This is a genomic window from Marivita sp., assembly GCF_020055635.1.
Lineage (GTDB): Bacteria > Pseudomonadota > Alphaproteobacteria > Rhodobacterales > Rhodobacteraceae > Marivita.
In genome coordinates this window covers 1-21,006 of record NZ_JAIPUT010000056.1, presented here as the reverse complement: position 1 = coordinate 21,006, position 21,006 = coordinate 1, and the positions used below count along the sequence as shown (strand labels likewise).

Annotated in this window: 24 protein-coding genes and 2 tRNA genes; 14 read left to right on the top strand and 12 right to left on the bottom strand. The window is 62.8% G+C overall.

The features are described from left to right. Positions 1–387 (top strand): cytochrome P450 (locus tag LCF60_RS19475; protein WP_292294136.1); only part of this gene is annotated, 387 nt, incomplete at its 5' end. 65 nt (positions 388–452) lie between these two features. Here LCF60_RS19475 and LCF60_RS19470 read toward each other — a convergent pair. The 9 genes from LCF60_RS19470 to tgt form a co-directional block, all read right to left on the bottom strand. After that, on the bottom strand, positions 453–635 hold the full coding sequence (locus LCF60_RS19470) for a hypothetical protein (RefSeq protein WP_292294135.1): 183 nt from the start codon (positions 633–635) through the stop codon (positions 453–455). Between the two features lie 139 nt (positions 636–774). Next, a tRNA-Val gene (locus LCF60_RS19465) sits at positions 775–850 on the bottom strand. A gap of 119 nt (positions 851–969) precedes the next feature. Further along, positions 970–1,044 (bottom strand) — tRNA-Val (locus LCF60_RS19460). Between the two features lie 19 nt (positions 1,045–1,063). Continuing rightward, positions 1,064–1,603: an HU family DNA-binding protein gene (locus tag LCF60_RS19455; protein WP_292294133.1), complete on the bottom strand. Its 540-nt coding sequence runs from the start codon at positions 1,601–1,603 to the stop codon at positions 1,064–1,066. Between the two features lie 77 nt (positions 1,604–1,680). Further along, positions 1,681–4,086, bottom strand: coding sequence for an endopeptidase La (lon, locus tag LCF60_RS19450; RefSeq protein WP_292294132.1), 2,406 nt, complete (start codon positions 4,084–4,086; stop codon positions 1,681–1,683). Between the two features lie 270 nt (positions 4,087–4,356). Continuing rightward, entirely contained in the window at positions 4,357–4,509 is a 153-nt protein-coding gene (locus LCF60_RS19445) for a hypothetical protein (protein ID WP_292294130.1), read from the bottom strand. Between the two features lie 120 nt (positions 4,510–4,629). Then, the gene (locus LCF60_RS19440) at positions 4,630–5,172 is read right to left on the bottom strand and encodes a hypothetical protein (RefSeq protein WP_292294129.1); all 543 of its coding nucleotides are present in this window, start codon (positions 5,170–5,172) and stop codon (positions 4,630–4,632) included. A gap of 162 nt (positions 5,173–5,334) precedes the next feature. Further along, positions 5,335–6,534, bottom strand: coding sequence for a PRC-barrel domain-containing protein (locus LCF60_RS19435; RefSeq protein ID WP_292294127.1), 1,200 nt, complete (start codon positions 6,532–6,534; stop codon positions 5,335–5,337). A gap of 207 nt (positions 6,535–6,741) precedes the next feature. Continuing rightward, positions 6,742–7,872 carry a tRNA guanosine(34) transglycosylase Tgt gene (tgt, locus tag LCF60_RS19430; protein WP_292294124.1) on the bottom strand — a complete coding sequence of 377 codons (1,131 nt, stop codon included), beginning with the start codon at positions 7,870–7,872 and terminating at the stop codon, positions 6,742–6,744. A gap of 71 nt (positions 7,873–7,943) precedes the next feature. Between tgt and rimK the strand changes: the two genes are divergently transcribed. From rimK to LCF60_RS19410, 4 genes are all read left to right on the top strand, one after another. After that, positions 7,944–9,392: a 30S ribosomal protein S6--L-glutamate ligase gene (gene rimK / locus LCF60_RS19425; RefSeq protein ID WP_292294122.1), complete on the top strand. Its 1,449-nt coding sequence runs from the start codon at positions 7,944–7,946 to the stop codon at positions 9,390–9,392. 70 nt (positions 9,393–9,462) lie between these two features. After that, on the top strand, positions 9,463–9,825 hold the full coding sequence (locus LCF60_RS19420; RefSeq protein ID WP_292294121.1) for an SUF system Fe-S cluster assembly protein: 363 nt from the start codon (positions 9,463–9,465) through the stop codon (positions 9,823–9,825). Between the two features lie 3 nt (positions 9,826–9,828). Further along, positions 9,829–10,155 (top strand): TfoX/Sxy family protein, encoded by a 327-nt coding sequence (locus tag LCF60_RS19415; RefSeq protein WP_292294120.1) that lies wholly within the window; start codon positions 9,829–9,831, stop codon positions 10,153–10,155. A gap of 40 nt (positions 10,156–10,195) precedes the next feature. Then, on the top strand, positions 10,196–10,594 hold the full coding sequence (locus LCF60_RS19410) for an iron-sulfur cluster assembly accessory protein (RefSeq protein ID WP_292294119.1): 399 nt from the start codon (positions 10,196–10,198) through the stop codon (positions 10,592–10,594). A gap of 76 nt (positions 10,595–10,670) precedes the next feature. On the opposite strand, the gene LCF60_RS19405 is transcribed toward LCF60_RS19410, so the two are convergent. Then, positions 10,671–11,579, bottom strand: a complete 909-nt coding sequence (locus LCF60_RS19405) for a 2-oxoglutarate and iron-dependent oxygenase domain-containing protein (RefSeq protein WP_292294117.1) — start codon at positions 11,577–11,579, stop codon at positions 10,671–10,673. A 182-nt stretch (positions 11,580–11,761) separates the two neighbouring features. On the opposite strand from LCF60_RS19405, the gene tpiA reads away from it, so the two are divergent. Both tpiA and LCF60_RS19395 read left to right on the top strand, forming a co-directional pair. After that, complete coding sequence (gene tpiA / locus LCF60_RS19400; protein WP_292294115.1) at positions 11,762–12,499, top strand: triose-phosphate isomerase; 738 nt, start codon at positions 11,762–11,764, stop codon at positions 12,497–12,499. Positions 12,500–12,519: 20 nt separating this feature from the next. Continuing rightward, positions 12,520–13,689, top strand: coding sequence for a cytochrome P450 (locus LCF60_RS19395; RefSeq protein ID WP_292294138.1), 1,170 nt, complete (start codon positions 12,520–12,522; stop codon positions 13,687–13,689). A 190-nt stretch (positions 13,690–13,879) separates the two neighbouring features. On the opposite strand, the gene LCF60_RS19390 is transcribed toward LCF60_RS19395, so the two are convergent. Continuing rightward, positions 13,880–14,335 carry an Lrp/AsnC family transcriptional regulator gene (locus LCF60_RS19390; RefSeq protein ID WP_292294113.1) on the bottom strand — a complete coding sequence of 152 codons (456 nt, stop codon included), beginning with the start codon at positions 14,333–14,335 and terminating at the stop codon, positions 13,880–13,882. Between the two features lie 150 nt (positions 14,336–14,485). Here LCF60_RS19390 and cobA point away from each other — a divergent pair, with 150 nt between their 5' ends. The 6 genes from cobA to LCF60_RS19360 all read left to right on the top strand — a co-directional run bounded on the left by cobA (position 14,486) and on the right by LCF60_RS19360 (position 19,377). Next, positions 14,486–15,262: a uroporphyrinogen-III C-methyltransferase gene (gene cobA / locus LCF60_RS19385; protein ID WP_292294112.1), complete on the top strand. Its 777-nt coding sequence runs from the start codon at positions 14,486–14,488 to the stop codon at positions 15,260–15,262. Then, complete coding sequence (locus LCF60_RS19380) at positions 15,262–15,564, top strand: DUF2849 domain-containing protein (RefSeq protein ID WP_292294111.1); 303 nt, start codon at positions 15,262–15,264, stop codon at positions 15,562–15,564. The genes cobA and LCF60_RS19380 overlap by 1 nt, the downstream gene beginning before the upstream one ends. Beyond that, positions 15,564–17,237, top strand: a complete 1,674-nt coding sequence (locus tag LCF60_RS19375) for a nitrite/sulfite reductase (RefSeq protein WP_292294109.1) — start codon at positions 15,564–15,566, stop codon at positions 17,235–17,237. The genes LCF60_RS19380 and LCF60_RS19375 overlap by 1 nt, the downstream gene beginning before the upstream one ends. A gap of 56 nt (positions 17,238–17,293) precedes the next feature. Then, complete coding sequence (locus LCF60_RS19370; RefSeq protein WP_292294108.1) at positions 17,294–18,007, top strand: phosphoadenylyl-sulfate reductase; 714 nt, start codon at positions 17,294–17,296, stop codon at positions 18,005–18,007. Beyond that, positions 18,004–18,399 carry a DUF934 domain-containing protein gene (locus LCF60_RS19365; RefSeq protein WP_292294105.1) on the top strand — a complete coding sequence of 132 codons (396 nt, stop codon included), beginning with the start codon at positions 18,004–18,006 and terminating at the stop codon, positions 18,397–18,399. Before LCF60_RS19370 ends, LCF60_RS19365 begins: the two co-directional genes overlap by 4 nt. A gap of 117 nt (positions 18,400–18,516) precedes the next feature. After that, entirely contained in the window at positions 18,517–19,377 is an 861-nt protein-coding gene (locus LCF60_RS19360) for a ferredoxin--NADP reductase (protein WP_292294104.1), read from the top strand. 19 nt (positions 19,378–19,396) lie between these two features. Here LCF60_RS19360 and LCF60_RS19355 read toward each other — a convergent pair whose 3' ends face one another. Then, positions 19,397–20,065: a hypothetical protein gene (locus LCF60_RS19355; protein ID WP_292294102.1), complete on the bottom strand. Its 669-nt coding sequence runs from the start codon at positions 20,063–20,065 to the stop codon at positions 19,397–19,399. Between the two features lie 339 nt (positions 20,066–20,404). Here LCF60_RS19355 and infC point away from each other — a divergent pair, with 339 nt between their 5' ends. Next, the gene (infC, locus tag LCF60_RS19350) at positions 20,405–20,950 is read left to right on the top strand and encodes a translation initiation factor IF-3 (RefSeq protein ID WP_363318443.1); all 546 of its coding nucleotides are present in this window, start codon (positions 20,405–20,407) and stop codon (positions 20,948–20,950) included. Positions 20,951–21,006: the final 56 nt, after the last annotated feature.

Below are 21,006 nucleotides of genomic sequence, written 5' to 3'. Positions count from 1 at the left end.
CGGACCTACCCGTTCTTCCCGGCAACGGCCGCCATCGCACGCGAGGATATCGCCTGGCAGGGGGAAACGATCCGCGCCGGCTGCCGTGTCATCCTTGATATCTACGGCACGAACCGGGATGCCCGGTATTGGGACGACCCGGATACCTTCTCTCCAGCGCGGTTTCTCGGAGCGGAGAAAGACCCCTATGCCTTCATTCCGCAAGGCGCGGGCGATCATCCGGTGACGCACCGGTGTCCCGGTGAGTGGCTGACACTCCGCATCATGGAGTGCTTCACCAGGATCCTTCAGGAAGAGCTTCGCTGGCGGTTGGTCGATCCCGAGGTCGATCTGAACTATTCCGCGCTTCCGGCCTTGCCGAAGGACGCGCTGAAAATCTCTGTCTGACCATTGGCGCAGCAGCCGTGCCTGTAAACTCGCCTTCGTCGCGCTCAGCGACGCGTGCCAGAGGTTCAAGCTCGGAACTGCACAAGGCGCGTGCCACGATTGCGCCATTTATCGGAACCGAGTGATGCATCCAGATTGCCGGCGGCCCGGAACCTTTCGATCTGCGCGTATACCAGGTCGGCAAGTTCTTCGTCATTTGCCCCACCCAAAAAGGCTTGGCGCAAGCGTTGAATCCGATAGATGGCCACCGAGGATCATTTCGCAGTTCATCATCGAAGGCCAGCCGCTGTGTGGTCCCGAACACCTAATTTGCAACCGAAGTTGCAACACCTGAAACGGCCACGAGCCGCGCCTTACGAGGGATTTCTTAGCATCGGAGGCTTGGAATGGTGGGTGATGAGAGACTCGAACTCCCGACATCTTCGGTGTAAACGAAGCGCTCTACCAACTGAGCTAATCACCCGCTGGCGTGTCGTTTAGCCAAGCCTTGCCATGCGCGCAAGGGCTTTTTCCGCGGGGTTCGAAGCACGCGTCAAAACGCAAGACACGCAGACCGGTTGCCCGACTGCGTGTCTCAAATCATGGTGGGTGATAAGGGATTTGAACCCCTGACATCTTCGATGTGAACGAAGCGCTCTACCACTGAGCTAATCACCCGTTGGGCCGCCTCTTAGCGTCACTCGGCAGCCTGTGCAAGAGGGTCCGGCGCGTCAGATTGATGTTGTTCGGTACGACGCAGGCGCGTGGTGATGATATGCGCCTTGGTGGTCTTTTTCATGCGCGTGATCTTGAGCTTGCCCATCGGCGCAAGGTTCAGTTCGCGGCCGTCAGCGATGGTCTCGCCCAGCACCGCAAGCATCGCTTCGACGACCGGCTTTGCATCGCGCTTCTTGATGCCGCTGCGCGCAACAACCGTGTCGATCAGTTCCTTTTTCTTCAGCTCCGGCCCGGTAATCCTGGGCGTTTCGTTCACCACCACTTCGGGATCGGGGGCCTGGGCCGCTGCCTTCGCCGCCGTTGTCGTTGCCGTGGGTGTCGTCGCCGTAGGTGTCGTTTTCCGGGGCGTCGTGGTCTCTTTCCTGGTCGTCGCCATCCTGTTTATCCCTTGTCTGCTCTGATTGATTTTTGGCGAAAGTGGCCGCAGCATAGCAGGGATGTGCACATTATCCAGTGTTTCGGGGGTTCCTGCCCTCAAAATGCGGGAACCGTTCGCCACAGGCGACCCTGCAACAACAAAAAAAACGCCGCCCCGGGATGGGGCGGCGTTTGGTCGTTCGCGAGTTTGCGCAAAGCCTAGTGGGCGATGGCAGAGGCACCACTCTTGTCCTTGTTCATCGCCTGGGCGGCGGCCTCTTCGGCGGCTTCGTCCCATTCGATGGGTTCAGGCGTGTCGACCAGCGCCAACCTGAGAACATCGGACACGTGCTCCACAGGGATGATCTCGAGCCCGTTCTTCACGTTGTCGGGCAGTTCGACCAGATCCTTTTCGTTTTCCTGCGGGATCAGCACCGTCTTGATGCCACCGCGCAGGGCCGCGAGCAGTTTCTCTTTCAGCCCCCCGATCGGCATGGCGTTGCCACGCAGGGACACTTCGCCGGTCATGGCGATGTCACGACGCACCGGGATGCCCGTGAGCACCGACACGATTGACGTCACCATGGCCAGACCGGCCGACGGGCCATCCTTGGGCGTCGCGCCATCGGGCACGTGCACGTGAATGTCCATCTGGTCGAACTTGGTCGGCTTCACCCCGATCTTCGGCGCGATGGACCGCACGTAGCTGGATGCGGCGTCGATGGATTCCTTCATCACGTCGCCCAAGGTCCCGGTCGTCTTCATCCGGCCCTTGCCCGGCATTTTCAGCGCCTCGATATGGAGCAGATCGCCCCCGACCGAGGTATAGGCAAGCCCGGTCACGACACCGACCTGGTTTTCCTCTTCGGCCAGACCGTAGCGGTGTTTGCGGACACCAAGATAGTCGGACAGGTTGTCGGGCGTGATGACCACCCGCTCCTCTTCCTTCTTGATGATCTTCGTCACCGCCTTGCGCGCCAGCTTGGAGATCTCGCGCTCGAGGTTCCGCACACCGGCTTCCCGCGTGTAATAGCGGATCATGTCGGTCAGTGCCTCGTCCGTCAGCTCGAACTCACCTTTCTTGAGACCGTGGTTCTTGACCTGCTTCGAGATCAGGTGCCGCTTGGCGATCTCGGCCTTTTCATCCTCGGTATAGCCCGCCAGCGGGATGATCTCCATCCGGTCCAGAAGCGGCCCCGGCATGTTGTAGGAGTTCGCCGTGGTCAGGAACATCACGTTGGACAGGTCGTATTCCACCTCGAGATAGTGGTCCACGAACGTGCCGTTCTGTTCCGGGTCCAACACTTCGAGCATCGCCGACGCCGGGTCGCCCCGGAAGTCCTGACCCATCTTGTCGATCTCGTCGAGAAGGATCAGCGGGTTCGTCGTCTTGGCCTTTTTCAGCGCCTGGATGATCTTGCCCGGCATGGAGCCGATATAAGTCCGGCGGTGACCGCGGATTTCGCTTTCGTCACGTACGCCGCCCAGCGAGATGCGAATGAACTCGCGCCCCGTGGCCTTGGCGACCGACTTGCCCAGCGATGTCTTGCCCACACCCGGAGGGCCGACAAGGCACATGATCGGGCCTTTCAGCTTTTTCGAGCGCTGCTGCACGGCAAGGTATTCGACGATCCGTTCCTTGACCTTCTCGAGGCTGTAGTGATCCTCGTCGAGGATACGCTCGGCGCGGCCCAGATCCTTCTTGACGCGGGATTTCGTGCCCCACGGGATCGACAGCATCCAGTCAAGATAGTTGCGTACAACGGTCGCCTCGGCGCTCATCGGGCTCATGTTCTTGAGCTTCTTGAGTTCGGCATCCGCCTTTTCGCGCGCTTCCTTGGACAGCTTGGTCTCGTTGACCTTGGCTTCCAGTTCGGCGACCTCGTTCTGGCCGTCCTCGCCGTCACCCAGTTCCTTCTGAATGGCCTTCATCTGCTCATTCAGGTAGTACTCGCGCTGGGTGCGCTCCATCTGGGACTTGACGCGAGTCTTGATCTTCTTCTCGACCTGCAAGACCGACATTTCGCCCTGCATCAGGCCATAGACCTTTTCAAGCCGTTCGCTCACCGACAGGGTTTCCAGAAGTTCCTGCTTCTGGTTCACCTCGATGCCCAGATGCCCGGCCACGAGATCGGCAAGCTTTGCCGGCACATCCGCGTCCGACACCGCGCCGAGCGCCTCTTCGGGGATGTTCTTCTTGACCTTGGCATAACGCTCGAATTCCTCGCCCACCGTGCGCACAAGCGCTTCGATGGCCGCGGGGTCGCCCGGCATCTCGGTCAGGTATTCGGCCCGTGCCTCGAAAAAGTTGTCATTCTCGAGATATTCGGTGATGCGCACGCGGCTCTGACCTTCGACCAGCACCTTGACGGTGCCGTCCGGCAGCTTGAGCAGTTGCAGCACGTTGGCCAGAACACCGGCCCGGTAAATTCCATCGGTCTGCGGATCGTCCTCCGCAGGGTCCATCTGGCTGGCAAGCAGGATCTGCTTGTCATCGGCCATGACCTCTTCCAGCGCGCGCACCGACTTGTCACGGCCCACGAACAGCGGGACGATCATGTACGGGAACACGACGATGTCCCGCAGCGGCAGCACTGGGTAGGAGGCGTTGAGAGGCTCTTGCATGCTCGTATCCTTATCATTGGCAAGATGGCACCAGCCCCGCTTTGCGGCAGCGACGGCCATCTCCGTTCAGGAGTGTTAACGTGGGTCACACCCGGTCGGGTTTCAACCTCACTCCGTTTGCAGACACCATATCTTGATGAATCGCGCCTGCAAGGTGGCATTTTGCGTATAGGTTAAGAGATAAGCGCACCTTACGCGCAAACTCTTGGAGGGGCAGCGATCTCGCGGTGCCTGCCCTGTAGCGGCCATGCGACGGCAATCGCAGATCGGTCAGCCGTCCTTTTTCTTTTCGGCCGCCGCCTTCATGCGGGCGACAAGAGCCGCCTTGGCCGCGTCGTCCTTCGCCTGTCCGGGCGTCCTGTGCGGATCGAATTTCGGTGCGCCTCTGGCGGGTTTGGGCGCTCCGGATTTACCGTAGTTCATTGTTCAACTCTCCTGCCCGGTGCGGGCCGGGAAGCTTTGCCCCAAGCCGCAACTGGTCGCAAGGGGCATCCGCATGGCACGGATTTGGCGACGCCCGCGCCGCCGATCAAGTCCGGCCGCTCAATTTCCCGCGCGTTGCATCATCATCATGTGCACGGCGTGCATGCCCTGTTCGACCATCGCGCTCACCTCTGCGGCATGGAGGTGCAGCGCCGCCACCACGTCGGGGTCGTCCGATGTCTGGGTCACGATCACACCGGCCTCTGTCACGTCGATCTCGGACAGGATACGGTCGCCCCGCGCAAAGAAGATATCGAGCGTGGGACTCTGGATCATGATCTTCGGATCGTCCTTGCGGCCCACACGGTCGATCATTCCGACGGTGTGATTGACCAGCGCATCCATGACATCGGGATCGCTTGACCGGGTCACGGTTCGGATGCCGTTTGGCAGGTTTTCCACCTCGCGGCTCAGCGTCCGGAACTTGCGGAACATCAGTGCCAGCTCGGCGCTTTCTTCGGCTGTGGCGTTCTGGCCCTGCAGGCCCGGCATGGTGGCCATGTCGTGCCCGGACCCATCGGCCCCGTGCATGTGACCCTGCCCGCCCCCATGCATCATCTGGGCGGTTGCTGGATGTGCCGCAGTCACGGCGAGACAGGTCATGAGGACGGTCAGACGAGCAAACATATCGAAGGTTCCACAAGGTTCATCTGCAATCTACGCGATGTGTCCGTCAGCTCCAAGCACCAAACCCGCATGTGCGGCGAACGAAAAAAGCTGCCCGCGAGGGCAGCCTTGTCCTGTATCGTGGTTTTGCGAATACGCTCAGCCGTCGCTTGGAAGCAACTCGCGCAGGGTCTGGCCAGACTCGGCCTGCTGCACTTCGCTTTCGCTGTATTCCGGCATGTTCTCGAGTTCGGACTCGGTGCGGTTCGGGGCCACCAGGACATCGTCCCTCATCTCAAGACGGTCCAGCGGCAGCGCGATGTCGCGCTCGCCAAGGCCAAGGAACCCGCCGACGCCGACAATCGCGACAAGCGTTTCGCCGCGAACGCCGATCTGCTCGATCTCGCCAACCGTTTCATTGCCTTCGCTCATGATCCGCATGCCGACGAGATCATCCGCGGTCAGATTCGCCATCGGGTTCTCGCGGAAACCTTCCGAATAGGTCTGACGGTCTTCCTCAGACGCCATGTTGCCGGATTCGTCGGTCTGATAGTCAAGCACCTGAACTTCGGCTTCGGCCTGCTCGACGCTCACTTCCGGTTCCGGCGCATCGGTGATGTTCACCTCCGGCTCGGCCTGGCTGACCTCGACATTGGCATCGTCGGTCTGTTCGATATTGACCTCCGGATCGGCCTCGGTCACGTCGATGCTGGCGTCCTCGGCTTCGTCCACCTGAACGTCCGGTTCCGCCTGCTCGACATTGATCCGCGGTTCGGATTCCTCGATCGTGATGCGAGGCTCGGGGCGGATGAAGTTCACGACGGGCTCGGGCGTCTGAACCTGCACGTCGGGATTGCTTTGATCGACCTCGACATTCGGGCGCGGGACCCGGATGGTGATGATCGGTTCGGGAATGCGCACCGTCACTTCGGGCTGCGCCTGTTCGACCGTCACTGTCGGGGCCTGCTGCTCGACGCGGACATTCGGTTCCGGCACCCGGACGGTGATTTCAGGCTGCGGCTGTTCCACCGTCACCTCGGGCGCGGCCTGATCCACGTTGACATCGGGTTCGTCGATGGTGACCGACACTTGTGGTTCGCCCTGGTCAACGACAACCCGACCGCCATCGGTGGTGGTCTGCACCGAACCGGAGGTGGTGCCGTCCGCGGCCTCCTGTCCATCCGTCTGGTTGCCTTGGTTGTTCTGACTGCCCGTCTGGGTGTCCGTGGCCTGCGCCGAACCGGTTGTGGTGTCTTCTGCGTCGGTGGCGGACTCGTCCGAGGTTTGCGCCATGGCTGCGGTACTGAGCGCAAGCGCCGAAACGGCTCCAAGAACCCGGGTTTTTACACTGGTCGACATGATAAATCTCCTTGCTTGACAGAGCGCCGACGAACAGCGCTACTTGTTGGACACAAGAAATTTATCGAGCCGTAGGTTCCGAAATTTTTATCGGGAACGAATGTCGTGACACCGCGTTTTCCGCGGGTGTGTTTCGAACGGACCCCGCCGCTTGTGCGAAGATGTCACCTTGCCGCCCGATCTCGCCGGGCAGGCAGACCATCCCGCCTAGATCGGTGCGATGTCGCCCTCCGCCCGCTGCGCGTGAAACTGCGCCTCGAACGCCGAAAACCGCCTGCCCGCGATCGCATCCCGCATCCCCTGCATCAACTCCTGGTAATAGTGCAGATTGTGCCAGGTCAACAGCATCCCCGAGATCATCTCCTGCGCACGGAACACGTGATGCAGATAGGCGCGGCTGTAGTTCCGACAGGCCGGACAGGTGCAATTCTCGTCCAAGGGTCGCGGGTCATCCTGATGCCGCGCGTTCTTGATGTTGACCTGACCGCGCCGTGTCCAGGCCTGCCCGGTGCGTCCCGACCGCGATGGCAGCACGCAATCCATCATGTCGATCCCGCGCTTGACGGCGCCGACGATGTCATCCGGCTTTCCGACCCCCATCAGGTAACGCGGCCTGTCCTGCGGCAGCTGACCGGGCGCGAAATCCAGACAGCCGAACATCGCGTCCTGCCCCTCGCCCACCGCCAGACCGCCAATGGCGTATCCATCAAAGCCGATTGCCGTCAGCGCCTCTGCCGATTCCGCCCGCAGGTCCTCTTCCAGGCCGCCCTGCTGGATGCCGAACAGCATGTGGCCGGGCCGGTCTCCGAAAGCATCCTTCGACCGCGCTGCCCAACGCATCGACAGCCGCATCGACTCCGCGATCCGGTCGCGGTCGGCGGGAAGCGCGGGGCATTCGTCGAAGCACATCACGATGTCCGACCCCAGCAGCCGCTGAATCTCCATCGACCGTTCCGGCGTCAACTCGTGCCGCGACCCGTCGATATGCGATTTGAATGTCACACCTTTCTCTGTCAGCTTGCGCAGATCAGCAAGGCTCATCACCTGGAACCCACCGGAATCCGTGAGGATCGGCTTGTCCCAGTTCATGAACCTGTGCAGCCCGCCCAGCCGGTCGATGCGTTCCGCCGTCGGCCGCAGCATCAGGTGATAGGTGTTGCCCAGAAGGATATCCGCCCCCGTGGCGGCCACCGACTCGGGCATCATCGCCTTGACCGTCGCCGCCGTGCCCACCGGCATGAAGGCGGGCGTGCGGATCGTGCCGCGCGGTGTGGTGATGGCCCCGGTACGCGCCAGGCCATCGGTGGCGTGCAGGGCGAAGGAGGAAGAAACTGTCATGGTCGGGCCTTACTTGCAGAGCGCGCCCTTGTGCGCCAAATCACGCGAATTGCCAAGGAGGCACGATTCCCATGTCCGATACCACACCTGACGATTCCGCGCCCAAGGGCACGGGACCGGCCGAAGCCACACCGCTGACCTTCGGCTGGGAAGAATGGGTGAGCCTGCCCGATCTCGGGTTGCCCGCGATCCGCGCAAAGGTCGACACCGGTGCGCGCACATCTGCCCTGCACGCGTTTGACATCGAGGTGTTCGGGTCGGCATCCAAACCGCGCGTCCGCTTCGCCGTGCACCCGGTCCCGGGCCGCGAAGACCTGATCATCCCCTGCTCCGCCACCATCGTCGACCGCCGCGACGTCACCTCGTCGAACGGCGAAACCGAAAGCCGCTATGTCATCGCCTCGCGCCTGTCGGTCGGGGATGACGATTGGGAAATCGAACTCACCTTGACCGACCGGGGCACCATGAGCAACCGCATGCTGCTGGGCCGCCAGGCGCTCAAGGACCATGTCAACATCGTGCCCAGCGAACGCTTTTATCAACCCGAGCTGGATTACGACGTCTACCACACCCCCAAGATGCGCAAGATCGCTCCGAACCGGGCGCTGCGTGTCGCCGTGCTCAGCCGCGAGGCCAATTACTCGACCCGGCGGTTGGTCGAGGAGGGAGAACATCGCGGCCATTCCGTCGAGGTGATCGACACAACGCGCTGCTACATGGCGATCAACGCGATGGCGCCCGAGGTCTATTACGACGGCAAGCGCCTGCCGCGTTACGACGCGATCATCCCGCGGATCGGTGCGTCGATCACGCCTTACGGCACCGCCATCGTGCGCCAGTTCGAATCCATCGGCACCCACGTCGTCAATGGCAGCGCCGGGATCACCTCGAGCCGCGACAAGCTGCACGCCCATCAGCTTCTGGCCCGCCACCGCATCGGCATGCCACCCACCGCCTTCGCCAACTCGCCCAAGGACACCTCGAACCTTATCGGCCTGGTCGGCACCGCGCCGCTGATCGTCAAACTGCTCGAATCGACGCAAGGCAAAGGCGTGGTCCTGGCCGAAACCAAGAAGGCCGCCGAGTCGGTGATCGACGCCTTCCGCGGCCTCAAGGCGAATTTTCTGGTCCAGGATTTCGTCAAGGAAGCCGCCGGCGAGGACATCCGCTGCCTGGTCGTCAACGGCAAGGTGGTGGCGTCGATGAAACGCACCGGGTCCGAAGGCGATTTCCGCTCCAACCTGCATCGCGGCGGCACCGCCACCAAGGTGCGGATCAGCAAGGAAGAACGCGAAACCGCCGTCCGTGCCGCCCGCGTCTTCGGTCTCGGCCTTGCCGGGGTGGACCTGCTGCGCTCGAATTCCGGGCCCAAGGTGCTCGAGGTCAATTCGTCTCCCGGTCTCGAAGGGATCGAGATCGCCAGCGGCAAGAACATTGCGGGCCTGCTCTACGACGCGATCGAGGAAAAGGTCCGCCCCGCCCCGGTCCCGCGCCGAAAGGCCCCGCGCAAAGGATCGTGACACTGCGCCCCTTTACCACCTCCAACCCTTTCCCTATATATTTGGTCAGGAACTGACGGGAAGGACCGACATGAACGACGCCAGCCCCAAAATCGAAGGTGCACCCCTCATTGCCCCCTCAAGCACGGATCACCCGCTCTACGATCAGGTGGTCGAGGCGTGCCGGTCCGTCTATGATCCCGAGATCCCGGTGAACATCTATGATCTCGGTCTGGTCTACACGCTCGACATCAATGCCGAGAACGAGGTCCGCGTTATCATGACCCTCACCGCCCCCGGCTGTCCGGTGGCCGGTGAAATGCCGGGCTGGGTGGCCGAGGCGATCGAACCGCTTGCGGGTGTCAAGCAGGTCGATGTCGAACTCACCTGGGAGCCGCCCTGGGGTATGGACATGATGTCCGACGAAGCCCGGCTCGAACTGGGTTTCATGTAAGCCATGCCGGTCAGGGACGAACAGATCGCGTTTGTCCATGACCTCTTCCGGGCGATCCCCGGGCTTGCGACCCGCAAGATGTTCGGCGGTCTCGGGATCTATTCCGACGGCGTGATCTTCGCTTTGATCGGCCCCGGCGAGGCTCTGCTCCTGAAGGCACGCGGGCGGCTGGCCGACGACCTGGCTGCAGAAGGCTGCGACCAGTGGCGGTACACCGGCAAATCCGGAACACCGACGCGCATGCCGTATTGGACCTTGCCGGACGCCGCCTTGGACGATCCCGAAGACGCCAGCGCCTGGGCGCGCCGCGCCTTGGCAGAAACCGACTGAGACACTACGTTAGCAGAGCAGGACCCAAAGGACAGAACCCATGTTTGGCATTCCCGGCAAGCAAGCCGTCACCCTGACCCCCAAGGCCGCCGCACAGGTGCGCAAGCTGATGGACTCGAAAGGCCATGCAGGCCTGCGTATCGGCGTCAAGAAAGGCGGCTGTGCAGGCATGGAATACACGATGGATTACGTCGACGATGCCGACCCCCATGACGAGGTCGTCGAACAGGACGGCGCGGTGGTGATGATCGCCCCGATGGCGCAGATGTTCCTCTTCGGCACCGAGATCGACTATCAGACCTCGCTTCTGGAATCCGGCTTCCACTTCAACAACCCGAACGTCGCCGATGCCTGCGGCTGCGGCGAGTCGATCAAGTTCAAGGACGTGGACGAGCTGGCAACCGAACACGCCAATGGCGCGCCCAACCTCAAGACCTGACGCGCCCTCCGCATCTTCTCCGGTTCAAAAATATCCCGGGGGAGGCCGAAGGCCGGGGGCAGAGCCCCCATCTTTCTCACGTTTTCTTCATGTGGACATAGGTCTCAGCGTATCGCTTAGACAGATGATCGCCTGCCCGGATCACCCTGCCTGATCCAACCGGCGCGACATTGGTCTCGACATTCGGATTGAAGAACAGCGGCACGGAAATGCGCTCTCTCGCGCCGCCCTTGACCCTGTGCAGCGTCGCCACGACACGCCCCTCGGTCCACATCTCGAGCATCTCGCCGAAATTGATGATGAACTCTCCCGGCGGTGCCTGCACCGGCAGCCAGTCGCTGCGCCCGCGCGGCTGCACCTCGAGACCCGGCTGACCATCCGTCGCCAAGAGCGTCAGACACCCGTAATCCGTATGCGCGCCGATGCCGAAATCCTTGTCCCCGGCCCAGTCCGGACGCGGCGGGTAGAAATTCCCACGCAGCAGCGCCATGGGACAATCGAACCTGTCCTCGAAGAAATCCGCATCCGCTCCGATCGACGTGGCGATCCCCCGCAGGATGCCCCGCGCCACGTCCAGCGCCTCGGCGTAATAGGCGCGGATCACCTGCTCGAACCCCGCCGGGTGATCGGGCCAGTGGTTCGGCGCATAGACCGACAGCGCGGCGCGCGGATCGTCCGGGGCCAAGGTATAGCCGCAGTCGAAGACCTCCTTGTAATCCGGGTTCGCCTCGGGATCGACCTGTTCGGATTGCGGCGCGCCCCAGCCCCGGTTCGACCCGGTCCGGGCCATGTTCACCTGATCCTTGATCGCAACCGGAAGATCGAAGAACGCGCGATAGGCCGCCAGCACGAAGCGCATCCGCGCCGGGGAAAAGGCAGTGTTGTGTACCGTGGCAAAGCCCACCTCTTCCGCCGCGATCCGCATCTGCGCCAAGGCCACCGCGTCGCCCGCGGCCAGCGCCGCTGCATCCAGTCTCGGGATCATCCTGCGCCCTCCTGTCCTGTCACGCCTGTCTCGTTTCGCCTGTCTCGTCACGCCCGTCTTGTCACGCCCGTCCTGTCGGGCGGTCTTGTGCCACCGCACCACAGGACGCGCAACTGCCCTTGACGTCGCTCCCCTGCCCGCGATGATGCACGCCAAACGCAGACACCAGCAGGAGCCCAGACATGCGCCGCAAACTCGCCGCCGGAAACTGGAAGATGAACGGAACAAACGCTGCCCTGGCCGAACTCGACAGGTTGCAGGAGGCAGCCGGCGGCGCGGCAGAAATCCTGATCTGCCCGCCCGCGACGCTGATCGCACCCGCCGGGACCAGGGCCGGCCGGATCGCCATCGGCGGCCAGGATTGCCATGCCGCCGCGTCGGGCGCCCACACGGGCGACATCTCCGCGCCGATGCTCAGGGAGGCTGGCGCGACCTACGTGATCCTCGGCCATTCCGAACGCCGGGCCGATCACGGCGAAACCGACGCTCAGGTCGCCGCCAAGACCCGCGCCGCATGGGACGCGGGCCTCACCGCCATCATCTGCGTCGGCGAAACCCTCGCCGACCGCGAGGCAGGCCAGACGATCGACGTGATCCGAACCCAGCTTGCGGGCTCCCTTCCGGATGGCGGGACCGGAGCCAACACCGTCATCGCCTATGAACCCGTCTGGGCCATTGGAACCGGCAAAATTCCCACAACCGACCAGATCGCCGAGGTGCATGGCTTCCTGCGCGAGGCCCTCACGGCGCGGCTCGACCAGCAGACCGCCGATGCGATCCGTCTGCTTTACGGCGGCAGCGTCAAGGCCTCGAACGCGGCCGAGATCTTTGCCGTCGACGATGTCGATGGCGCACTGGTCGGCGGCGCCAGCCTCACCGCCGGCGATTTCGGACCCATTGTCGCCGCGCTCAACGGGTGACCCGATCAGGCCAGCCCAGGATGCAGCGCCTGTCGCAATCCCCGACCGACCCCGGCTTCGTCCAGAACCCCTACCCGTTCTACGACCGCCTGCGCGAGAGCGGCGACCTGGCGTGGTGGGACGACTACGCCATGCCCTGCGCCGCCAGCCACCGCGCGGTGCACAGCATCCTGCGCGACCGCCGCTTCGGTCGCGAACTGCCCGCCGAACTGGCCCCCGACATCCCCGACCACCTTGCGCCCTTTTACGCGGTCGAGGCCCATTCCATGCTGGAACTGGAACCGCCCCGCCACACCCGCCTGCGCGGTCTGGTGCTGCGCGCCTTCACCTCGCGTCGGATCAAGGCACTGGCGCCCGAGATCGCCACATTGACGCATGAAAAGATCGACAGCTTCCCGGCAGAGGCCCCCTTCGACATCCTCGCCACCTTCTGCCAACCGATCCCGGTGATCATCATCGCGCGCCTCTTGGGTGTGCCAGATGACATGGCTCCGCAACTCCTGCGGTGGTCCAATGCCATGGTCGCCATGTACCAGGCCAGCCGCACCCGTGCGACCGAGGACGCCGCCGCAGCCGCCGCCAGTGACTTCTCCGATTTCCTGCGCCGCTATATCGCCACCCGCCGCAAAGATCCGCGCGACGACCTGATCACCCACCTCATCGCCGCCGAGGAAGAAGGTGAAAAGCTCTCCCCAGACGAACTGATCACCACCTGCATCCTGCTCCTGAACGCGGGCCACGAGGCAACGGTGCACACGCTGGGCAACGGCATCAAGACGCTGCTGGAAACCGGCACCCGGCAGATCGACGACCAGACGGTCGAGGAAATCCTCCGCTACGACCCGCCGCTGCACATGTTCACGCGCACCGCCTATGAAGACGTGACCCTCTTCGACCATACGTTCCGACGCGGCGATCAGGTGGCGCTTCTGCTGGCCGCCGCCAATCGCGACCCGGCCCAATGGCCCGATGCCCACCGCTTCGACGCGTCCCGCCCCGTCACCCCGAACACCAGCTTCGGCGGAGGATTGCATTTCTGCGTCGGCGCACCGCTGGCCCGGCTGGAGATGCAGATCGCCTTGCCGGTCCTTAGGGAACGCTGCCCGGCCCTGCGCATCGCGGAGCCGCCCCACTACGCCAACATCTACCATTTTCACGGGCTGGAGCGCCTGATGGTGCAAACCTCTTGAGGCAGCCTCGGCGCAACCGGCGTTGATTGCATATTTGGAAAGAGAAGAAGCAAGGGGCACTCCACCTCTCCCACCTTCTCCTTTTTCCAAATATGCATTTGCCACGGCAACACCCTCACCACATCCGACAATCGCGTCGCCTTGGCATTGGCTGAAAGAAAGCGCGCGGAAGCGCACACTGTGATCCCGCCTAGAGCGGCAGCGCCGTGGTCGACTTGATCTCTTCCATCGACAGAAGCGCCGTCACGTTGTGCACCCGCACCTCGGCGATCAGTGCCTGGTAGAACGCATCATAGGCCCGTGCGTTTCTGACCCGCACTTTCAGGATGTAGTCGATATCTCCCGCCAGCCGGTGCGCCTCCTGAACCTCGGGCCGGTCCTGCAACGCCTTGAGAAAGGCACGCTGCCAGTCGGCGTCATGTTCGCTGGTGCGAATGAGGACGAAGAAACAGGCCTCGAACCCCAGCGCCTCGGCATCGAGCTGCACCGTCTGCGCGCCGATGATGCCGGCCTCCTTCATCTTGCGAATCCGGTTCCACACCGGCGTCTTCGATGAGCCCACCTTGCGGGCGATATCATCGAGCGATTGCGCCGCGTCGGTCTGCAACTCGACAAGAATTTTCCGGTCCGTGTCGTCGATCTTCATCGTTGTTCTTCTTTCTGCCGGTTTCGAGGACCACCTGTTCCGCGCACAGCGGATGGCGGAACATTTTTCCTTATTTGCCGCAGAGCCTAGCCGAAAGCCAGAACAAAATTCTATATTGAGGACAAGAAACGCGGCGAAAAGGATGGCCCGATGCCACGCGACATGCACCAGATCCAGTTTCATCCCGTCGCTTTTGTCGGCGCAGGGCCGGGCGACCCCGACCTTCTGACGGTCAAGGCGCTGCGCGCTTTGCAAACCGCCGACGTGGTGATCCATGACCGGCTCGTCAGCGCCGAGATCCTCGCGCTGGCTGGACCGCAGACGCGGCTGCGCAACGCCGGCAAGGAAGGCTTCGGCCCGTCGCTGACCCAAGGTGCGATCAACGACATGATCGTGGACGAGGCTTTGAGCGGCGCGCGGGTTGTGCGGCTCAAATCCGGTGATCCCGCCGTGTTCGGCCGTCTGGACGAAGAACTCGACGCGATCACCGAGGCGGGCCTCGACTACACCATCGTGCCGGGCCTGACCTCTGCCTCTGCCGCTGTGGCGGCCCTTGGTCAATCGCTCACTAGGCGTGGGCGCAACACCGCCGTCCGGCTGATCACCGGGCATGACATGCAGGGATATGCCGATCAGGACTGGCGCGCGCTGGCCCGTGACGGCGAGGTGGTCGCGATCTACATGGCCAAGAAAGCCGCGCGGTTCATTCAGGGCCGTCTGCTCATGCATGGCGCGGCACCCGGAACCCCGGTGACCATCGTCGAGAACGCCTCGCGCCCCGATCAGCGCATCGTTGCAGCCACGCTCGCCACCCTGCCCGCCGTTCTGGCAGAGGCAGACATGACCGGCCCCGCGCTGCTGATGTATGGCCTTGCCCCGCGCGACGCGGCCCGTGCCGCCCTGCCCCAAATCCAGGAGATGATCTGATGCCCGCGATCTTTACCCCCAAGGTCGTCACCGCCAACGCACTGCTGGAAGGCGACGTGGTGTATCTGACCGAAGCCGATACATGGTCCCGGACGTTGCAGGAGGCCGAGGTTCTGACCGACGAGGCCGATGCGCAGATCCGCCTGATCGACGCCAGTTCCCGCACAGGTGAGGTGGTTGGCGTTTACCTTGCCGATGTGACCCCCGACCAGAACGGCCCCAAGCCCGCCCATTTCCGCGAGGCGTTCCGCATGTCGGGCCCCTCCAATTATCCCCACGGCAAACAGTCCGAGGCTCTCTGATGTACCGCTATACCGATTTCGACGCCGCCTTTGTGGCCGAGCGTAATGCCCAGTTCCGTGCGCAGGTGGAGCGCCGCATCGACGGATCGCTCACCGAAGACGAATTCAAGCCGCTGCGCCTGATGAACGGGCTTTACCTGCAACTACATGCCTACATGCTGCGCGTGGCGGTGCCTTATGGCACGCTGAGCAGCGCCCAGATGCGGCAGTTGGCTTATATCGCCGAGCGGTGGGACAAGGGGTATGGCCATTTCACAACCCGCCAGAACATCCAGTTCAACTGGCCCACGCTGCGCGATGTGCCCGATATGCTGGATGCGCTGGCCGAGGTGCAGATGCACGCGATCCAAACCTCCGGCAATACGATCCGCAACGTGACCGCCGACCATTTCGCAGGTGCCGCCGCCGACGAGATCGCCGATCCCCGCCCGGTGGCCGAGCTGATCCGCCAATGGTCTACCGACCACCCGGAATTCCAGTTCCTGCCGCGCAAGTTCAAGATCGCCGTCACAGGCTCGCCCAATGACCGTGCCGTGACCAAGGCCCATGACATCGGGTTGCGCATGGTCCGCAACGAGGTCGGAGAGCCCGGTTTCGAGGTGATCGTGGGCGGTGGCCTTGGCCGCACGCCGATGATCGGTAAGGTGGTACGCGACTTCCTGCCCGAAGCCGACCTGCTGCCCTATCTCGAAGCGGTGGTCAGCGTCTGGAACCTGCTCGGCCGTCGCGACAACAAGTACAAGAGCCGGATCAAGATCACCGTGCATGAGCATGGAATTGACGACATCCGTGCGCGGGTGGAGGAACGGTTTGCACTCCTGCGTCCTGCCTTCACCGGCGTGGATCAACAGCTTTACGCGCAGATCAAATCCGACTTCGAAGCGCCCGCCTTTGCGGATCGCGACACCGCACCCTTCGATCAGGCCTATGCCAATGATCCGGTGTTTCGGTCCTGGGCCGACACCAACCTCAGCGCCCACCGTGCGCCGGGCCATGCCATCGCGCAGATCAGCCTCAAGGCGCATGGCGCGACGCCGGGCGACGCCACCGCCGACCAGATGCGCGTGATGGCCGACCTTGCCGAATGGTTCGGCCATGACGAGTTGCGCGTGAGCCATGAACAGAACATCGTCCTGCCGCATGTGCACAAGGCCGACCTGCCCGCCGTTCACGCGGCGCTGAAAGACGCAGGCCTTGCCACCGCCAACATCGGCCGGATCAGCGACATCATCGCCTGCCCCGGCATGGATTACTGCGCTCTGGCCACCGCCCGGTCGATTCCGATCGCGCAGGAGATCGCCACGCGCTTCGATCAGCTCAAGCTGGAAAACGAAGTGGGTGATCTCAAGATCAAGATCTCGGGCTGCATCAACGCCTGCGGCCATCACCATGTCGGCCATATCGGCATCCTTGGCCTCGACCGCGCGGGGGTGGAGAATTACCAGATCACGCTGGGCGGCGATCACACCGAAACCGCTGCCATCGGTCAGCGTACCGGGCCTGGCTTTTCCGCGGACGAGATCGTGCCCGCCATCGAGCGGATCGTGGACACCTACCTGTCCGAGCGGGACAGCGCCGACGAGGCGTTTATCGACACCTTCGCCCGCGTCGGCATGACCCCGTTCAAGACCGCGCTTTATGGCGAGAGTGAGAGAAAGCAGAAGGCCGCGTGATGCTGCACATCTCCCGACACCACAGTGAAGAAAGCGCGCCCCCGCTTGACGCGCGCATGGCTGCGCAGGATCGGGCCACCGATCTCAACGCGCGCTATCGCCATTTCGGCACGTCCTACCTGCTGGAGGCCGTTCTGACGCGCGGGGTCTTTGACCGGGTCGCGATGGTGTCCAGCTTCGGCGCGGATTCGGCTGTCCTGTTGCACCTGATCGCGCAGATCGACCGCAGCCTGCCCGTGCTCTTCATCGACACGGCGCTGCTGTTCGAGGAAACGCTGACCTACCAGCAGGAGCTGGCGGATCACCTTGGCCTGACCAACGTGCAGGTGATCCGCGCCTCGGACCGGACGGTTGAGGCCGTCGATCCGTACGGTGCGCTGCGCTTCGGCAATCCCGACGCCTGCTGCGACCTGCGCAAGACCCAGCCGCTCAACGCCGCGCTTCGGGGCCATGACGCCTGGATCACCGGGCGCAAACGGCACCAGGCGCGGACCCGGCAAGGCCTCGATTACTTCGACCTCGACGATCAAACCGCGCGGATCAAGATCAACCCGCTGATCGACTGGAAACCGGCGCGCATCGCAGCGCATCTCGACACGCACAAACTGCCGCGGCACCCGCTGGTGGCAAAGGGCTACCCGTCCATCGGCTGCGCCCCCTGCACCACCCGCGTCGCCAAGGGCGAAGACCCCCGCGCCGGACGCTGGCGCGGCATCGTCAAAACAGAATGCGGCCTTCACACGCCCGCACCCACAGGAGACGCGACATGACCGTTCTCATCAATGACACCGGCTTTCTGACCACCGACCCGACCCGCTGGATCGATCCCGAGGCGCGCATCGACCTGCCCTCTGACACCGATCCCGCGCGGCTCCGCTGCCTGCTCATCGGCAAGGAACTGGTGCGGATCGCGTTCTCCAGCTTTTCCGACGGGCGCGGTTTCACGCTGGCCCGGCTGATCCGGCAACAGGGTTACAAGGGCTGGCTGCGCGCGCAGGGCCATGTCATCGCGGATCAATACGCGATGGCGCGTCGGTCTGGCTTTGACGATGTCGAGATCGACGACGATCTGGCGACCCGTCAGCCCGAAGACCAGTGGCTGGCCCGTGCGAACTGGCAGGCGCATGACTATCAGTCCCGCCTGCGTGGCATCGCCGCCTGACAGCCGACAGCCACCGCGCGACCACCCGCCCGGTCCCTGCGACCATGGGCGGGTTTCGTCTGATGTAAATCAAAGATAGATGTAAGGGACCGGTTTACTGAAGCCGGGATGGACACCATGACAGAGATGACGCCCGTGACAGACGCCACAGCCACCAAGGCCCCCGCCGCAAAGACCCTCGCCGTTCCCGACGCGCAGACCGTGACATCGGTCACACACTGGACCGACCGGCTGTTTTCGTTCCGGGTCACACGGCCAGCCTCGCTGCGGTTTCGGTCGGGTGAGTTCGTTATGATCGGCCTGATGCAGACGGATGAAAAGACCGGCAAGCAAAAGCCGCTGCTGCGGGCCTATTCCATTGCGTCGCCGTCCTGGGATGAGGAACTGGAGTTCTATTCGATCAAGGTGCAGGACGGCCCGCTGACCAGCCGCCTTCAACATATCCAGCCGGGAGACGAAATCATCCTGCGCCCCAAGCCCGTGGGCACTCTGGTGCATGACGCGCTGTTGCCGGGCAAACGGCTCTGGCTGTTTGCCACCGGCACCGGCATCGCGCCCTTTGCCTCGCTCCTGCGCGATCCGCAGACCTACGAGGATTACGACGAGGTCATCCTGACCCACACCTGCCGCGAGGTTGGCGAACTGCAATACGGTAAGGAACTGATCGACACGATCCGGTCGGACGAACTCTTGGCCGAACTGATCGGCGAAGGCTTTGCCGACAAGCTGCGATACTACCCGACCACCACCCGCGAAGAGAGCGCCAAGATGGGCCGCATCACCGACCTGATGCGTTCGGGCGAATGCTTCGCCGATCTGAACGTGCCTGTGATTTCGCCGGAAACCGACCGCGCGATGGTCTGCGGCAACCTCGCCTTCAATCTCGAGATCAAGGACATGCTCGAAGATTACGGGCTTGAAGAAGGTGCAAATTCCGACCCCAAGACCTATGTGGTGGAAAAGGCGTTCCTCGACTGAGGACCGCCCCTTCGCCGCATCATTCCAGCCCCAGTTCACGCCGCAACGGCGGCAGCAACTCTTCCAGTTGGTCGGGATTGTCCCGCGCCTCTTCCAGCGCGATGATTGCCGTGTTCCTCTCGAACGCCGACAGGTTCGAATTGTCCACCGCCTCCAGCGCCTGATCGTACTCGAAGGACTCGACGGTCAGCACCTCGCGCAGCCGCGCCTCGGCCTCGGCGTCGGTCTCGTCGGTCAGGCCAACCGAATCCGTGTCATTGCCCGGCATGTCGTCGTTGCCTGACATGTCGGTGTTCATGTCGGCTTGCCCGTCGCCGACCGTACCACCTTCGGTGGCCTCCTCGATGGCGTCCATGGTCATTTCGGTGTTCTCTTCCGCCGCGTCCAGAGGGCTTTCCGACCCGGCGGTCACGTCGTCGGTGATCTCGTTGACGTTTTCTTCGGCGGTCTCGGTGATGGCGTCAAAATTGTCACTCACCTGTTCCGACGGTGTCTCGGTTATGCCAGTGTCGGTCATGCTGGTGTCGCCTTGGGCGGTGTCCGTTGTATCCTCGGTTTCGATCGTCTCGGAATCGAGCGGTTCGACTTCCGGCAGTTGCGCCAGATCGTCCTGCGTGGTTGTGCCCGTAAAGTACCACAGCCCCGCCACCACGACGACGAGAGCCAGTACGATGCCTAAAATGCGCATGAGTTCGGTGTCCTTTTACCGCGTTTTCAACTGGCAAAACGCGACATCCGGACTTCGGTTCCGGGTCGTCCGACCGCCCGCCGGTCGGCCAGGCCACGAGCTTTGTCACCAGCGGCAAAAATCGGCTTCACAATGGAACACCGCCCCCCTCGATTGGTTGGAATTGCATGGCCAGACCGGACCGGTCGCGCGTGTCGACACGCCGGGCGATGGCCCCGGTACCACATCACGGGGGAAAGCCGCGCCGATCGGACCATATTCGCCAAAAGCAGCTTGAAAGGGATCGGGTTGACGTCTACTTTACACGCCTGATTTGAACTGCATCAAAGGAGCAATACCATAGCCCGCAGACCTCACAACGCGCCTCCCACGCGCGATACCGGCCCCCGCGTGAACGACCGCATTCGGTCCGCTGAAATTCGCCTGATCGGTGCAGATGGCGAGAACGTGGGTGTTGTCACCCCGGAACGCGGGATGCAGTTGGCCGAAGAAGCCGGGCTTGATCTGGTAGAGATTTCGCCGAATGCCAATCCGCCGGTCGTCAAGATCATGGATTTCGGCAAGTTCAAATACGAACAGCAAAAGCGCGAATCCGAGGCTCGCAAGAAACAGAAGATCATCGAGGTGAAAGAGGTCAAATTCCGGCCCAACACCGATACGCATGACTATGACGTCAAGATGCGCAACGTCTTCAAATTCCTTGAAAGCGGCGACAAGGTGAAGGTCACCCTGCGCTTCCGTGGCCGCGAGATGGCGCACCAGAACCTTGGCCGCGAGTTGCTTGAACGGGTGGCCGAAGACGTCAAGGAGATCGGCAAGTTGGAAAACATGCCGAAGATGGAAGGCCGCCAGATGGTCATGATGATCGGCCCCGTGTCGAAATAAACGATGCCTTTTCAGTAATTTCCAGGAAAGCGGCCTTCGGGCCGCTTTCTTTTTTG

Bases quoted from the DNA above. Each gene is read 5' to 3' on its own strand.
- rimK (WP_292294122.1), top strand. From the start codon at position 7,944: ATGTCCGATACCACACCTGACGATTCCGCGCCCAAGGGCACGGGACCG.
- LCF60_RS19370 (WP_292294108.1), top strand. From the start codon at position 17,294: ATGGCTGCGCAGGATCGGGCCACCGATCTCAACGCGCGCTATCGCCAT.
- LCF60_RS19410 (WP_292294119.1), top strand. From the start codon at position 10,196: ATGTTTGGCATTCCCGGCAAGCAAGCCGTCACCCTGACCCCCAAGGCC.
- LCF60_RS19445 (WP_292294130.1), bottom strand. From the start codon at position 4,509: ATGAACTACGGTAAATCCGGAGCGCCCAAACCCGCCAGAGGCGCACCG.
- cobA (WP_292294112.1), top strand. From the start codon at position 14,486: ATGCCACGCGACATGCACCAGATCCAGTTTCATCCCGTCGCTTTTGTC.
- LCF60_RS19380 (WP_292294111.1), top strand. From the start codon at position 15,262: ATGCCCGCGATCTTTACCCCCAAGGTCGTCACCGCCAACGCACTGCTG.
- LCF60_RS19435 (WP_292294127.1), bottom strand. From the start codon at position 6,534: ATGTCGACCAGTGTAAAAACCCGGGTTCTTGGAGCCGTTTCGGCGCTT.
- LCF60_RS19390 (WP_292294113.1), bottom strand. From the start codon at position 14,335: ATGAAGATCGACGACACGGACCGGAAAATTCTTGTCGAGTTGCAGACC.
- LCF60_RS19420 (WP_292294121.1), top strand. From the start codon at position 9,463: ATGAACGACGCCAGCCCCAAAATCGAAGGTGCACCCCTCATTGCCCCC.
- lon (WP_292294132.1), bottom strand. From the start codon at position 4,086: ATGCAAGAGCCTCTCAACGCCTCCTACCCAGTGCTGCCGCTGCGGGAC.
- LCF60_RS19375 (WP_292294109.1), top strand. From the start codon at position 15,564: ATGTACCGCTATACCGATTTCGACGCCGCCTTTGTGGCCGAGCGTAAT.
- LCF60_RS19415 (WP_292294120.1), top strand. From the start codon at position 9,829: ATGCCGGTCAGGGACGAACAGATCGCGTTTGTCCATGACCTCTTCCGG.
- tgt (WP_292294124.1), bottom strand. From the start codon at position 7,872: ATGACAGTTTCTTCCTCCTTCGCCCTGCACGCCACCGATGGCCTGGCG.
- tpiA (WP_292294115.1), top strand. From the start codon at position 11,762: ATGCGCCGCAAACTCGCCGCCGGAAACTGGAAGATGAACGGAACAAAC.
- LCF60_RS19355 (WP_292294102.1), bottom strand. From the start codon at position 20,065: ATGCGCATTTTAGGCATCGTACTGGCTCTCGTCGTCGTGGTGGCGGGG.
- LCF60_RS19395 (WP_292294138.1), top strand. From the start codon at position 12,520: ATGCAGCGCCTGTCGCAATCCCCGACCGACCCCGGCTTCGTCCAGAAC.
- LCF60_RS19405 (WP_292294117.1), bottom strand. From the start codon at position 11,579: ATGATCCCGAGACTGGATGCAGCGGCGCTGGCCGCGGGCGACGCGGTG.
- LCF60_RS19365 (WP_292294105.1), top strand. From the start codon at position 18,004: ATGACCGTTCTCATCAATGACACCGGCTTTCTGACCACCGACCCGACC.
- LCF60_RS19360 (WP_292294104.1), top strand. From the start codon at position 18,517: ATGACAGAGATGACGCCCGTGACAGACGCCACAGCCACCAAGGCCCCC.
- LCF60_RS19440 (WP_292294129.1), bottom strand. From the start codon at position 5,172: ATGACCTGTCTCGCCGTGACTGCGGCACATCCAGCAACCGCCCAGATG.